The sequence below is a fragment of the Pseudomonas mosselii genome, from assembly GCF_019823065.1.
GTDB classification, from domain to species: Bacteria; Pseudomonadota; Gammaproteobacteria; order Pseudomonadales; family Pseudomonadaceae; genus Aquipseudomonas; species Aquipseudomonas mosselii.
In genome coordinates, this window is record NZ_CP081966.1 from 4984256 (window position 1) to 4998272 (window position 14017).

The 14017-nt window shown below is 68.6% G+C and carries 14 protein-coding genes; 1 reads left to right on the forward strand and 13 read right to left on the reverse strand.

From position 1 onward, the window contains the following. Position 1: 1 nt before the first annotated feature. The 12 genes from K5H97_RS23200 to K5H97_RS23255 are packed head-to-tail and all read right to left on the reverse strand — an operon-like array spanning position 2 to position 10625. Complete coding sequence (locus K5H97_RS23200; RefSeq protein ID WP_028691602.1) at positions 2-661, reverse strand: general secretion pathway protein GspN; 660 nt, start codon at positions 659-661, stop codon at positions 2-4. Then, positions 658-1044 carry a type II secretion system protein GspM gene (gene gspM / locus K5H97_RS23205; RefSeq protein ID WP_028691603.1) on the reverse strand — a complete coding sequence of 129 codons (387 nt, stop codon included), beginning with the start codon at positions 1042-1044 and terminating at the stop codon, positions 658-660. The genes K5H97_RS23200 and gspM overlap by 4 nt, the downstream gene beginning before the upstream one ends. Then, a complete protein-coding gene (locus K5H97_RS23210; protein WP_028691604.1) occupies positions 1041-2102 on the reverse strand; it encodes a GspL/Epsl periplasmic domain-containing protein in 1062 nt (353 codons plus the stop codon). The genes gspM and K5H97_RS23210 overlap by 4 nt, the downstream gene beginning before the upstream one ends. Further along, positions 2099-2689: a prepilin-type N-terminal cleavage/methylation domain-containing protein gene (locus K5H97_RS23215; RefSeq protein WP_028691605.1), complete on the reverse strand. Its 591-nt coding sequence runs from the start codon at positions 2687-2689 to the stop codon at positions 2099-2101. Before K5H97_RS23215 ends, K5H97_RS23210 begins: the two co-directional genes overlap by 4 nt. After that, a complete protein-coding gene (locus K5H97_RS23220) occupies positions 2686-3054 on the reverse strand; it encodes a type II secretion system protein (protein ID WP_028691606.1) in 369 nt (122 codons plus the stop codon). Before K5H97_RS23220 ends, K5H97_RS23215 begins: the two co-directional genes overlap by 4 nt. After that, positions 3051-3512 carry a type II secretion system minor pseudopilin GspH gene (gspH, locus tag K5H97_RS23225; RefSeq protein ID WP_028691607.1) on the reverse strand — a complete coding sequence of 154 codons (462 nt, stop codon included), beginning with the start codon at positions 3510-3512 and terminating at the stop codon, positions 3051-3053. Before gspH ends, K5H97_RS23220 begins: the two co-directional genes overlap by 4 nt. A gap of 1 nt (position 3513) precedes the next feature. Further along, a complete protein-coding gene (gspG, locus tag K5H97_RS23230; protein ID WP_028691608.1) occupies positions 3514-3948 on the reverse strand; it encodes a type II secretion system major pseudopilin GspG in 435 nt (144 codons plus the stop codon). A gap of 14 nt (positions 3949-3962) precedes the next feature. Beyond that, positions 3963-5159, reverse strand: coding sequence for a type II secretion system inner membrane protein GspF (gene gspF, locus K5H97_RS23235; RefSeq protein ID WP_028691609.1), 1197 nt, complete (start codon positions 5157-5159; stop codon positions 3963-3965). Positions 5160-5161: 2 nt separating this feature from the next. Next, on the reverse strand, positions 5162-6610 hold the full coding sequence (locus K5H97_RS23240; RefSeq protein WP_028691610.1) for a GspE/PulE family protein: 1449 nt from the start codon (positions 6608-6610) through the stop codon (positions 5162-5164). Then, positions 6610-8562, reverse strand: a complete 1953-nt coding sequence (gene gspD, locus K5H97_RS23245; protein WP_036986285.1) for a type II secretion system secretin GspD — start codon at positions 8560-8562, stop codon at positions 6610-6612. The genes K5H97_RS23240 and gspD overlap by 1 nt, the downstream gene beginning before the upstream one ends. A gap of 3 nt (positions 8563-8565) precedes the next feature. Beyond that, complete coding sequence (locus K5H97_RS23250; protein WP_036986278.1) at positions 8566-8985, reverse strand: pilus assembly protein PilZ; 420 nt, start codon at positions 8983-8985, stop codon at positions 8566-8568. After that, positions 8982-10625 carry a bifunctional UDP-sugar hydrolase/5'-nucleotidase gene (locus K5H97_RS23255; protein WP_028691613.1) on the reverse strand — a complete coding sequence of 548 codons (1644 nt, stop codon included), beginning with the start codon at positions 10623-10625 and terminating at the stop codon, positions 8982-8984. Before K5H97_RS23255 ends, K5H97_RS23250 begins: the two co-directional genes overlap by 4 nt. Positions 10626-10843: 218 nt before the next feature. Between K5H97_RS23255 and K5H97_RS23260 the strand changes: the two genes are divergently transcribed. Then, on the forward strand, positions 10844-12889 hold the full coding sequence (locus K5H97_RS23260) for a PhoX family protein (protein WP_028691614.1): 2046 nt from the start codon (positions 10844-10846) through the stop codon (positions 12887-12889). A gap of 122 nt (positions 12890-13011) precedes the next feature. Here the strand turns inward: K5H97_RS23260 and gspK are convergent, their stop codons facing one another. Continuing rightward, complete coding sequence (gene gspK, locus K5H97_RS23265; protein WP_028691615.1) at positions 13012-13977, reverse strand: type II secretion system minor pseudopilin GspK; 966 nt, start codon at positions 13975-13977, stop codon at positions 13012-13014. Positions 13978-14017 lie beyond the last annotated feature (40 nt).

A 14017-nucleotide genomic window follows, 5' to 3' on the forward strand; every position in this document is an offset into this window, starting at 1 on the left:
GCTACCAGCTCAGCCCACGCTGCCCAATAGTGTCTTCCGGCCCCAGCCATTGCAGGCCGCGCAGCACCGGGGTCAGGCCGGCATCGGCCGACATTGCGAAATCGAGCTGCGCCCGCCGTGCCACCAGGTCGGCCTCCAGGCCGAGCTGGTGTTGGCCTTGGCGAACCAGCCCCGCGACCAGCCGCCAGCCCTGGCGACAGTCCATTTCCAGCGTCCCCTCCCCCAATCCCAGGGACCACGGGGCGCTCAAAGCCAGGTCGACCACCGTGATCCGCCCTTCGGCGGCCAGGCAACGCTGCCCCGAGCCTTGCAGGCTGATACCCCCTTGCCACTGCCCGGTCAGGCGGTATCCCAGGGCCGCGCTGGGCTGCGCGCCCACTGCCTGCAGCCCGGCCTGCCAACGCCACGGCCAGCCGCTCAGGCGCCCTTGCCAACCCTGACCTTGAAAAACCAACCGAACCTGCAGATCGCGCTGCCATGCTCGCCACGTCCATTGCACCGGTCCTGCCGCACCCAGCCGCTCGGCCTGCCCTTGCCACAGGCTGCCGCTCACGCCCTCGGCCGGTAGCCCGAACCCGGCGACCAACCAACGCGCTGGCAGCTCCACCAACAGCGTCAGGCAGAACACCAGGGCCATCCACAGGCCAGCCCGCCGCTTCATGGCCGCAGCCGCACGGTAAAGCGCAGCCCCTCGGTGTCCCGCTCCAATCCCCACCGCAAAGGCCGCGCGCCATCATCGCGCAGGGCCTGCAACCAGCCTTGCAGCGCCTGGGCATCGGCCACCTTGCCACGCGCCAGCCAGCCTTCGTCCTCGGGCTGCACCTCGGCGAGCTCGATGTGTCGCGCCTGGGCCGACTGGTGCAGCCCTTCCAGGGTCAATGCGGGTTGCTGCGCTTGCGCCGTCAACGATTCGGCCAGCGCCCGCCACTGCGCCTGCTCACGCCAATAGGCGATGCCCTCGCGCAGCGCCAGCAGCGCAACCAACAGCGCGACGACACCCCAGGCCAGCGATAGCCGATGCTGCTGCAACCATTCACGGTTCATGCTGCGCTCCCCAAGTCGAACACCACGCGGCGTGCCTCGTCTTCCACCTGGACGTGCACGCCAATCGCCGTGGCCATGTCCTGCCAGGGCGCGCCTGTGCCCTCGCCTTCCAGCTCCAGGTGCCAGCGCTGGCCGTCGTACCGCACCGCCCGCACCTGCCAGCCAGGGTGATCGTTCAACCAGGCATGGACCTGCGCCTGCACCGCGTCGAGCAGACGCAGGCGCACCTGGCTTTCACCGGCGTCGTCCCGCAGGCGCTTGAGCGCCAGCGCCGCCTGGCGTGGTGTCGCCTGGGGACCGGTCACCGCCAGCACCTGGGCGCGATAGACCTGGGCCTGTCGCCACTGTTGCGCACACCAGAGTCCGCCCCACGCCAGGGCTAACGCCAGGCAGGCGACGGCCAGGCGCGATTGCCCGCCCTGCAAGCGCGGGCGTGAGCGGGCCTGTCGCGCCTCGAACACCCCCGACAGGCCATCGAGCGGCACCAGCACTTCTGGCCATGGGCCCTCGATGCAGTCAGCGTCGTCGGCCAGCCAGTCCAACGTAGGCGGCAAACCGAGCACCTGTGGCCAGGCCAACCAACGTGCCTGGGCCTTGTACAGGCTCACCGTCCCTCGCCGCCAATGCCAACCCGACGCGCCCACGCTGTCGGGCAGCAGCTGGAACTCAGCCCAGCAACGCTCAACCGGCAGCGCCCAGGCGGAGCACTGCGCACGCCATTCATCCAGCCTCGCCCGCGCCACCACCAGCAATTGCACCTGCCCCGCGTGACGCCCGATACAGGCACACAGCACATCATCGGCGCCTTGCAGCAAGCGGTCTTCGACCAACAACGGCCACTCTTCGCGCTTGAGCCCGGGCGGCGCGGCCAGCTGGAAGTGGCTGCACTGCTCGCCGGGAACGATCAGGGCGACGCGCGCCTCGAGCCCTGGCGGTGGCTCCCCCAGTCCCTCGCGCACCGGACGGCCCTGGATCACCAGCAGCCACTCCCAGACCTCGCCTGGACGCAGCAACAACCAGGGTTGTGCCGGCGCCCGGCGGCGCCATTCAAGCTTCATGAGCGCCCCCAGGGCAGAACGAAGGTGCAGGTAGACGGTGCTCCATCACGCACTAGCTCCACGCGCACACCCCGTCCGGGGTGCGCCGGTTGTTCGGAAGGCCAGGCCAGCCAGCGGCCGGACTGGTGGTAGAGGATGTTCATCGCGCTGACCCGCTCCAACCGCTCGCGCATCACCCATTGCGGGGCTGCGGCGGCGTAGAGGTCGGCCGAGGTTTCCAGCAGCAGGCGCTGTTCGCGAGGCTCGAAACGCAAACGCTGGCGTTGCAGGCGCGAGCCGCCCTCGGCCTGGGGCCAGGCAGAGGCGGCCACCCACAGCAGTTGCTGGCGGTCGGGTTGCCAGTCGAGCCAGCGCGGCGCCAGCGGCAGGCGCTGTTCATACAGGCGGCGCAGCACCGGGCTATCGAAACGCCGCTCCAGGGCCAGGCAGAAATCCAGCACGCCGGTTTCGCGCACCTGTTCGTCAAGCCGCTCGCGCACCTTCAGCCAACCGTTGACCAGCGCCGACAGCAACACCCCGAGCAAGGCAGTGAGGGCCAGGGCCACCAGCAGTTCGATCAGGGTCATGCCTGCCTGGCGCCGCTTCATGGCCGCTCCAGGAACACGGTGTACTGCCCCAGCGGCAGGCGCTGGTCGCGGTCGGCATGCAGCAACAGTTCGCCACGACGCAGGTCGCGCACCCCGGTACGACGCAACTGCAGCTGCCAATGGCAGGCCTGCCCGCCCTCGACCAGCACGCCGCTGTCCTGGTTGGCCGCCGGCCAGTACTGCTCGACCGCGAAACGCGCCTGCAGCTCGCGGGCGCACAGCAGGCCCAGGCGATGCTGCTGCACGGTGTCCTGCACGGCCAGGCGCTGGCGCAGGACCTGGCTGGTGATCACCGCCAGGACCGCGGCGATGCCCAGGGCCACACTCACTTCGAGCAAGGTGAAGCCCCGTTGCCCGCGTTTCATGGCATCACGCTCACGCGCAACTGGCCGCTGCGGTCCCAGTCCCAACGCCGGCCGCCCTCGGCCCAGCGCCAGCGCACAGTGCCCGGGCGGGCCCAGCCATCGGGGGTGAACAGCAGCACGGGCGTCTGGCTGGCTGGCCAGTCCGGGCGCAGGCCCTTGGGCCAATCGCCCAATGCAACGGTTTCCACCTGCCATTGATCACCTTGACGGCGCACGAACTCAGGCCGCTGACCGTTCCAGCGTATCCCCCGCAGTTGCCCGGCATGGCGCGCCAGGTCGGCCTGGGCCACGGTGGCGGCGGCCAGGCGGTCGAGGGCCTGGTCGACGCTGCTCCTGCCGCTGTCGAGCCAGGCCACCGCCAGGCTGGTCATCAGCGCGGCGATGGCCAGCACCACCAGCAGCTCGAGCAGGCTGAAGCCACACTGGTGGATCGGGGTAGCGTGGGAGCGGGCAGACATTTCAGAGCGCCCAGTTGCCCAGATCGGCATCGAGCCCTTCGCCGCCCGGCACACCATCGGCGCCCAGCGAATAGACATCGACCCGGCCATGCTCGCCGGGCATGCGGTACTGGTACGGCGTACCCCACGGATCCTCTGGCAGTCGACGGATATAGCCATCGCTGCGCCAACTGCGCGGCAGCGGTTCCTGGGTCGGTTTCTTCGCCAGCGCCGCCAGGCCCTGTTCGTTGCTGGGGAAGCGCAGGTTGTCCAGGCGGTACATGTCCAGCGCCTGCTCCAGGGTCGCAAGGTCGGCCATGACCTTCTGCTTCATGGCCTTGTCCTGGTTGCCCAGCACGCTGGGCGCGACCACGGCGATCAACAGGCCGATGATGAAGATCACCACCATGATCTCCATCAGCGTGAAGCCACCCTGGCGGTTGCGTCGTTGTTGCATGAGAAGTCTCCTTGTCACAGTTGCAATCCCTGGTTGAGCTGCATGATTGGCAGCAGCACCGCCAGCACGATGAACAGCACCACCGCGCCCATCACCAGGATCATCAGCGGTTCGAACAGCGCCATGGCGGTGTCCACCTGGCGGGCGAAGCCGCGCTCCTGGTCATCGGCCACGCGTTCGAGCATGTCGGCCAGGGTGCCGCTGGCCTCGCCGCTGCCGACCATGTTCACCAGCAGCGGCGGAAACTGGCCGGCGCCGTCCAGCGCCCGGTGCAGGCTGGTGCCGCCCTGCACCTGCTGGCGTACCTGCGCCATGGCGGCATGGATACGCAGGTTGCCGACCGTCTCGGTGGCCACCTGCAGGGCTTCGAGCAGGGCCACGCCACTGCCGCAGAGAATCGCCAGGCTGCGCGCCAGGCGCGCGCTCTCCAGCACCTGCAGCAGCGCCCCGACACGCGGCAGGCGCAGCAGCAGGTCGTCGCGGCGCAGGCGCCAGTGCGGCTTGCGCAGCAGCCAGCCACCGGCCACTGCCAGCCCGATCGCCAGCGCCAGCAAGTACGGCCCGGCCTGGACCAGCCCCTGGCTGATGCCGATCAGCAGCGAGGTAATCAACGGCAGGCTCTGCCCGGAATGGGCGAACTGCTCGGTGAGCTTGGGCACCACGAAGGTCATCAAGCCAATCACCACCGCCAGCGACACGCCCATCAGCACCGCCGGGTAGATCAGCGCGGTACGGGCCTTGTGGCGCTGGCGCTGCACCTGCTCCAGGTGATCAGCCAGGCGCGCCAGCACCTGTCCCAGGCGCCCGGAGCGCTCGCCGGCCTCGACCAGCGCGCAGTACAGCCCGGTGAACGGCGCCCCTTGGCGTGCCAGGCTACGGGCCAGCCCCAGGCCTTCAGCGAGTGAACCACGCAGGGTCACCAGCACCGCATGCAGGGCTGGTTGGCGCAGTTGCCGCTCCAGCGTCGCAAGGGCATCGACCAGTGGGATGCCGGCACCGATCAGGGTCGCCAACTGGCGGGTCAGCTCGCACAGCTGGGCGCGGGTCAGGCGCTGGCGACGGGGCTGCGCGCTATCGTTGCGCTGCAACTGCCGGGCGAACAGGCCCTGCTCGCGCAGCAACTGGCGCGCATGCCGCTCGCTGTCGGCCTGCACGCTGGCCTTGTGCGCCTTACCGTTCATGTCCACGGCCTGATAGCGATAGGTCGGCATGCTCAGCCCTGCACCACGCGCAGCACTTCGGCCAGGCTGGTCTCGCCACGGGCCAGGCAATCGCTAGCCATGGCCACCAGGCTCTGCCGGCGGCCATCCAGGTAGGCCTGCATGGCCAGCTCGCTTTCGCCGTCGTAGAGCATCGCGACCAGCCCGGCATCCAGCTCGATGAATTCGTACAGCCCCAACCGGCCGACATAGCCGCTGTCCTGGCAATGCTCACAGCCGACCGGGTGATAGCTCTCGCGCAGGCTGCCCAGTTCCGGCCACAGCTCGCGCTCGGCGCTTTGCAATGGCCGAGCCACCGCGCAGCTGCACAGCCGCCGCACCAGGCGCTGGGCCAGCACGCCGCGCAGGCACGAGGCGATCAGAAACGGCTCGATGCCCATGTCACGCAGGCGGGTCACCGCGCCGACGGCGCTGTTGGTGTGCAGGGTCGACAGCACCAGGTGCCCGGTGAGGCTGGCCTGCACGGCGATCTGCGCGGTTTCCTGGTCGCGGATCTCGCCGAGCATGATCACGTCCGGGTCCTGGCGCAGGATCGCGCGCAGGCCGCTGGCGAAGGTCAGCCCGGCGCGGGGGTTGATGGCGGTCTGGCCGATGCCAGCGATGGCGTACTCGACCGGATCCTCGACGGTGAGAATGTTGCGGCTGCCGTCGTTCAGGCTGTTGAGGCTGGCGTACAGCGTGGTGGTCTTGCCCGAGCCGGTGGGGCCGGTGGACAGCACGATGCCGTTGGGCCGCGCCAGGCAGCCGCGCAGGCCGCGCAGCACGGCGGCGGGCATGCCCAGGTTGTCCAGCGCCAGCAGGCTGGCCTGCTTGTCGAGCACCCGCATCACCACCCGCTCGCCATGGATGCCGGGCAGGGTCGAGACCCGCACATCCACCTCGCGCCCGGCGGCGCGCAGGGTGATGCGGCCGTCCTGGGGCTGGCGCTTCTCGGCGATATCAAGCCGGGCCATGACCTTGATCCGCGACACCAGCATCGCCGACAGCGCCCGCGGCGGGCGCAGCACCTCGCGCAGGTGGCCGTCGACGCGCAGGCGCACCACCAGGCTCTGCTCGAAGGTCTCGATATGGATATCCGAGGCACGCAGGCGCAAGGCCTGGCCAAACAGGCCGTTGATCAGGCGGATCACCGGGGCTTCGTCGTCGCTTTCCAGCAAGTCCTCGATGCGCGGCATCTCGCTCATCAAGCTGTCCAGGTCGACCTGCTCGCCGATGCCTTCGATCAAGGCCTCGTTCGCCGCCTCGCCGGCCTGGTAGAGCTGGCCGAGGCGCTCGTCGAACTGCGCGCCGTCAAGGCGCTCCAGGCTGACCGGCAGACCATGCACGCGCAACAGCTCCTGCAACTGGTCGCTGTCGGCATTGCTGCGCAACCACAACTGCCAGCCGCCTTCGGTCGGTGCCATGGCCACGCCGCTCTGGCGCGCCAGGCGATAAGGCATCATCACCAGTCACCGCCTTCGAGGCGCGCCCGGCTGGAGGGGAACACCTGCAGCAACGGCAGGCCCTCGGCCAGGGACGGCAGCTTGAGCGGCGTGTTCTGTTGCAGGCTCTGGTACTTCTGCTGGCTCAGGCCGGCCAGGCTCTCGCCGTCACGCAGGATGCGCGGGCGGATGAACACCATCAGGTTCTGCTTGGTATTCTTGCTGGCGTCGGAGCGGAACAGCCGGCCCAGGTAGGGAATGTCGCCGAGCAGCGGCACGCGCTGGTTGCTGGTGGCAAGCTCGTCGCTGATCAGCCCGCCGAGGATCACCAGGCCGTTGTCCTCGACCATCACCTTGGTCTTGATCTCGCGCTTGTTGGTGATCACATCGCTGGCGGCGCTGGAGTCGGCGATCGACGACACCTCCTGGACGATGTCCAGGCGCACGCTGTTGTCGACATTGACCTGCGGCTTGATGCGCAGCTTCACCCCCACTTCCTTGCGCTCGATGGTCTGGTAGGGGTTGGCATTGTTCTGCGTGACGGAGCCGGTGACGAACGGCACCTCCTGGCCGACCAGGATCGACGCTTCGGCGTTGTCCAGGGTCAGCAGGGTCGGCGTGGACAGCAGGTTGAAGCCGCTCTTGCCCTTGAGCGCGTTGACCAGCATGGCGAAGTTGAAACCGCCGCCGATATGGCCGATGCCGGCGGTGGCGCCGGTGGTGGCCGACAGCAGCTTGCCGAGTTTTTCGTTGTCGCCGCTGCTGGCGGCACCGGCGATGCTGGCGATGTTCACCCCGTTGCCGCCGAAGTTGACGATGCCGGCGCCGAACTTCTCGTCGGCGAACAGCCACTGCACGCCGAGCTCCTGGGCGCTGCTGTCGGACACCTCGGCGATGATCGCCTCGACCACCACCTGCGCCCGGCGGATGTCCAGCTGCTCGACGATGCTGCGGAAGGCAGCCAGCTCGCTGTCCGGGCCGACCATCACCACGGCGTTGGTGCCCTCCTCGTACTCCAGGCGGATCCCCGAATCGCTGGTCGCCGGCACCGGCGCTGCGTCCTTGCCCTCGCCTTCGGCGGCTGGCACCGCGCCGGCCTGGCTCAGGCCGCGCAGCACCTTAACCACCTCGGCGGCGTTGGCGTGGCGCAGGTACATGACCTGGGTATTGCTGCTGCGCAGGTTGTCGCCGGGCCGGTCGAGCTGGGCCAGCAAGGCCCGCACACGCTCGCGGCTGTCGGCGCTGCCGCGTACCAGCAAGGCATTGCTGCGCGGGTCGGCGACCACCTGGGCGGCATCGCTGCCCTGCTCGCGGGCCAGCAGGCGGGTCACCAGGCCTGCGGTATCGGCGGCGCTGGCGTGCTTGAGCGGGATGACCTGCAACGGCTCGTCGCTGACCTGGTCGAGCTGGCGCAGCAGGCTGTCGATACGCTCCAGGTTGCTGCGCCAGTCGGTGACCACCAGCAGGTTGGCGGCCGGGTACGGGGTGATCACGCCGACCCGTGGGTCGATCAGTGGCTTGAGGATGCCGAGCATCTGCTCGCTGGCGGCGTTGCGCACATTGAACACGCGGGTGGCCACGCCATCGCTGCCCTCGGATTTCTTGCCGGCGCTTTCCACCGGCACCGGCTCCAGGCGCGCGGCCTGGTCGGGAACGATCTTCACGCTGCCATTGGGCAGGTCCACGGCGGCGAAACCCTGGGCCCGCAGTTGGGCCAGGAAGATATCGTAGATGGCGTCGGCGTCATGCCGATCGACCGTGCGCACGGTGACCTTGCCCTGCACCCGCGGGTCGACGATGAAGGTGGTGCCGGTGATGCGCGACACGCTGTCGATGAACTCACTGAGCTCAGTGTCGACGAAATTGACCTCGTACAGCGGCGTGCCGTCGTCGGCGAACACTTCCGGTTCTTCGGCCCGGGCCAGGGACATGCCGAGCATCAGCAGCCCGGCCAGACAGTACCTTGCGATCATCATTCATCCTTGGCGCTTGAAGCCGGTCACGGCGGGGCGTGGCGGCCAGGGCAGGCGCTCGCGCCGCCCGTTGTTGTCGAAAATCAGGCCATCGGCGTCGATGTCCTGCAGCACGATGCCCGGCGCCAGGCGCTGGCCACGGCCAAGGGTGCGCACCTGCTGGCCATGGCGCAGCACCACCACGCTGGCTGACAGCGGCTGGGCCTTGAGCCCGCCCAGGTAGGCCAGGGGCAGGCGGGTGATGGGGATACTTCCGTCATCGACGGGAGCCTGCCAGTGCTCCACCAGCAGGCCCGGCAGCGCGACGTCCGTCTGAACGGGCGCAGTGGCCGGCAGCGGCTGGCGGCTGAGCAGCAGCACGCATTGCGCCGCCAGCCAGCCGGCCAGGGTCAGCAAGGCGAAGGTGACCAGGCGCGAGGTCACGCCGCCACCTGGTGCGGGTGCCAGCCCGGATGGCCCTGGACGTAGCGCACCGCCGGCAATTGCAGGGTGGCCAGCGCCCAGCCCGGCGTCTGCCGGGTCAGCCAGGCTTCCAGGGTCTGCCACAGCGGTACGCCGGCCTGGGCGTCGAAGTGCAGGCCGAAGGTGCGGCACAGGCCCTCCACCGGCTGCAGGCCGATGATGCGCTTGCCGTTGGGGCTGTAGCTCACCTGCCAGTCCTGGCTCTGCCAGCGCGGCAGGTCCTGGCTGTTGTCCAGCAGCAGCGGGTCGCCGAACAGTTGCTCAGCGGCGTTCTCCAACACCTGTTCGACCTGGCGCGCCGGGGCTTCGACCACTGGCGCGGGGTAGCCACCGGTGAGGCTGATCAGGTGTTCACGGGTGATCGGCTCACCTGCCCGCAGCGGGAAGTCGTAACGCAGACCGGGCAGCAGCACCGGCATGCTCGAATCGTCGGCTAATGCCTGGTGCAGCAGGCGGTCCCAGCTGCCGCCACGGGTATCGCGGCGCCACAACGCCTCGGGGGCGCGGGCCAGGGGCTGGTCGAGCCAGGCGGCGTGGCCGCTGCGCTGGCGTTGCAGTTCGCCGCGCAGCTGGCTGGCGCGGGCCTGGGCTTGCGGTCCGAGGCTGTGCTCGAAGGCCGGAAAAAAACGCGCCTCGAACTGCCACTGGCCACCGGCCTGGCGGCAACGCAGGCGAAACGCGCCACTGGCCCGACAGCCGGCGAACAGCACCGGCACCCGCCGGCCACTGGCCTGGCTCGCCATTACCGGCGCGGGCCACAGGTCCTGGCCGCGGGCGCACAGCAGCACATCCACTTCCGGCACCCGCTCGGCCAGCCACAGACCGGGTCCGGTACCGACATCCGCCAGCGCCACCACCAGGTCGGCCTCGCGCCGGGCCTGCTGGAAGCTCGGTTGAAGGGACTGGTACCACTGTTTCAGGGAGGCTTTCTGGTCCTGGGCGTAAGGGTCGGTAACCCCCACAACCGCAATGCGCACACCTGCGCGCTGGAACACCTTGACGCCTTCAATGCCCAGCGCCTTGGCCTGGGTGTCGGCCAGTCCGGCGCCGAGGGTGATAGAAGAAGACTGGCGATAGAGCCCGGCGCTGCGCTGTGGCCACAGCACCCGCTCATCGCTGCTGACCCGCGCCTCGCTGCCCAGCAACTGGCTGCCCTGCACGCCGCTTTCGCCCTGAGTGAGGTAGGCCAGGCCACTGCCGTTCCAGCACTGGCCGTTCTCCAAGGTCAGGCAGTGCTCACTGCCAGCTTCGGCGCGCAATTGTTCGAGCAACGCTGCCAGCACCGCGTAACCACCCGTACGGGCTTGTCCGACCAGGCGGGCATCGAGCAATGGCGCCAGCTCCGGTTGCCCGGCACTGGCGTTGGGCCCGCTCATCCAGGGTGCACGACCCAGGTGGCTGACCGGTCCCAGGCGCGTGGCCGGCACCACGGCCTGGCCCGGCTGACGGGCATCGAGGGTGTCGGCCACATACAGCAGGTCCAGCGCCCGGTTGCTGCCGCCACGCGGCCCCGGCAGCGTGGAACAGGCACCGAGCAGCGGCGCCAGCGCACCGACGCCCAGCCACCCGATCACCTCGCGCCTGCCCATACTGCTTGCCATCGACTCCGCCATCCCTGTTCACGTTGGGCCCCGGATATTGCGGCGTTGGCGTGACAGTTTGATGGCAGAAATCCGCTGTTAATTCCAAAACAGCCTGGACTAGGCCTTTAGTAATAGCAGCGCGTTTTAAACGCCCTTTAACATTTCTGCCAATCAATCGACATACTTGCCGTCTAGAGTCGCGGTCTCCTTCAACTCAGCCAAAAAAGGACACCCTGATGAGTCGAGATACCGGCGATAACCTGGACCGGAACCTGAGCGGCAACCTGCCGATGGCCAGTGTCATGGACACCTACCTGAGCCGTCGCGCCGTGGTGCGCGGCAGCCTCGGCGCCGCCATCGCCATGATCGCCGGCACCGGCCTGACCGGTTGCTTCGACGGCGGCGGCGGCTCCGACAACGATGATCCGGCGCCCCAGCCGGAGAAACCGAAACTCAAGCTGGGCTTCAATTCCATTCCAGGCTCGCGCACCGATGCCTGCGTGGTCGCCGCCGGCTACAGCGCCTATGTGCTGGCGCCCTGGGGCACACCGCTGAACGCCACCGCCAACCCCTGGAAGGCCGATGGCAGCAACACCTCCACCGACCAGGCCAACGCCATGGGCATGCACCATGACGGCATGCACTTCTTCCCCATCAACGGCAGCTCCAGCGATGGCCTGCTGGCGATCAACTTCGAGTACATCGACACCGCCGCCCTGCACCCGGCCGGCCCCACCACCGTCGCCGGCAAGCGCCCGGTCGAGGAAGTGCGCAAGGAGATCAACGCCCACGGCGCAGGCGTGGTGCGCATCAGCAAGGTTGCCGGGCGCTGGCAGGTGGTCGATAACGACCCGCTCAACCGCCGCTTCACCACCGTCTCGCTGATGGACATCGCAGGCCCGATGCGCGGCACCGATCACGTCAAGACCAAGTTCTCCCCCACCGGCACCCAGTGCCGCGGCACCAACAACAACTGCGGCAACGGCTATACCCCGTGGGGCACCTACCTGACCTGCGAGGAGAACTGGCCCGGCATCTTCGTCAACAAGGGCACCCGCCCGGCCAACCAGGTGCGCATCGGCGTCTCCAGCAGCAGCGGCCAGTACAAGTGGGAAACCGCGGCCGGTGACGCCAGTGAAGTGGCCGGCGAGTTCGCCCGCTTCGACATCACCCCCACCGGCGCCAGCGCCACCGATGACTTCCGCAACGAAGCCAGCACCTACGGCTACATCGTCGAGATCGACCCGTACACCAGCAACACCCTGGCGGTAAAACGCACCGCCCTGGGCCGCTTCCGCCACGAAGGCTGCTGCCCGGGCCTGCCGGTGGCCGGCAAGCCGCTGGTCTGGTACACCGGCGACGACTCCAACAACGAGTACCTGTACAAGTTCGTCTCCGACGCCCTGTGGGACCCGGCCGATGCCAACCCGGCCGACCGTCTGGCCACCGGCGCCAAGTACCTGGACAAGGGCAAGCTCTACGTGGCCCGCTTCGACGCCAACGGCACCGGCGCCTGGCTACTGCTCGACGTCGCCACCCCGACCACCGGTGGCAGCACCCTCGGCGCGTTGTTCACCGATTTGCCGGGCATCATCCTCAACACCCGTGGCGCTGCCGACGCCGTGGGCGCCACGCCCATGGACCGTCCGGAGTGGACCGCCGTCAACCCGCTCAACGGCGACGTCTACCTGACCCTGACCAACAACAGCGCGCGCACCGCCGCCAAGGTCGACGCGGCCAACCCGCGCGGCCCGAACCGCCACGGCCACATCATCCGTTGGCACGACAGCGACGATCACAAGACCTTCACCTGGGACATCTTCGTGTTCGGCGCCAATGCCGCCGGCGCCCCGGACATCAACCGCTCCGGCCTGACCGAACTGAACCAGTTCGCCAGCCCCGACGGCATGAGCTTCGATAGCCGCGGCGTGCTGTGGTTCGAGACCGACAACGGCGAGGCCACCCTGACCAGCTACACCAACGACCAGCTGCTGGCGGTGATCCCCACCGACCTGGTGGACGCCAACGGCAAGCAGATCCCGATCAACGCCACCAACCAGGCGGCCCTGCGCCGCTTCTTCGTCGGGCCGAACGGTTGCGAGGTGACGGGCATCACCTTCACCCCGGACAACAAGACGATGTTCGTCAACATCCAGCACCCGGACAACTGGCCGACCACCGACAAGGCCACCGACGTCACACCGACCGGCACCTCGGTGCGGCCACGGGCTTCGACGGTGGTGATCCAGCGTAATGATGGTGGGGAGATCGGTACCCTCTGATCGATCGCCTTTCGACCCAATCGCGGGGCAAGTCGCATCGGCGCACCGCCGCTCCCACAAGGAATACGCAAGTCCTTGTGGGAGCGGCGGTGCGCCGATGCGACTTGCCCCGCGATCACGCTCTACCAGGCCCCTGCCTCCCTACCCCTGACCCGCACCTGCTGCGCCGGCACCCGCGCATGCCATTGCACCACGCCCAGCGCCTCGATCTGGAACTGGCTGCGCAGCGTGCGCCCCTCTTCCTCGAACGACAGCTGCAGCACGAAATGGCCGCTGTTGAGCAACAACCCTTCGCTTAGCCGGGCGAAGGTCTCGTCATCCACCGCGCCCAGCGCCTGGCGCAATGCCGTGGCATCCACATAGCCCGCCGCCGGCCGGCCGCTGATGATGCGGCTGAGCATCGAACGGGAAAACTGCCCCTCGTACAGGGCCTCCAGCAACGGCAGGTGCTCCAGCCCCAGGGCGTTGGCATTGAGTCGCCAGCCACCGGTCGATGGCAGTGCGCAGAGCATTCGGTAGCGGCTTTGTCGGCCACTGTCCGGCTCCAACAGCAGGTTGAGCTCACTGGTGTCGAGCATTGGCTGGTTGGCCGCCAACCGGGGTGGCTGCTGGCGCAGGTACTGGGCACTCTCGGCCCCTTGCAAGCGGGCATCGCTGTCGGCATCCAGCCAGTCGGCCAGGGCATCGACCAGCCGCTCGGCGGCCATGTCGTCGCCGAGCAGGTGGCGTAGCTGGCGCTCGGCCCGTGGACCGTCCTCGCCCAGCAGGGCATTGACGTTGAAGCATGTGTGCTGGTCGATCACCCGCAGTTGCGCCTTGCCGGCACCGAAGTCATAGGCCAACGGCTGCCCACGCAGGGCCTGCCAGAACAGCGGGCTGGCCCGCCAAGCCGGATCGCGCAGGGCCTGGGAGGCATAGGCCAGCCCGGCCTGCTCCATGGCCCGTACCTGCACCCGCTGGTGCAACAGGCGCACCTCGTCCACCTGGCGCCGGCCATCTTCCACCAGCCAGGCCAGCCCCGCCGCGAGCATCGCCAGCACCACCAGCACCATCAGCAGTGCCGCGCCCTGTTGTCGCCTGCGCCCCATCCCTGTCTTCCTGTCAGCGGTAAAAAGCGCCAGTCAACAC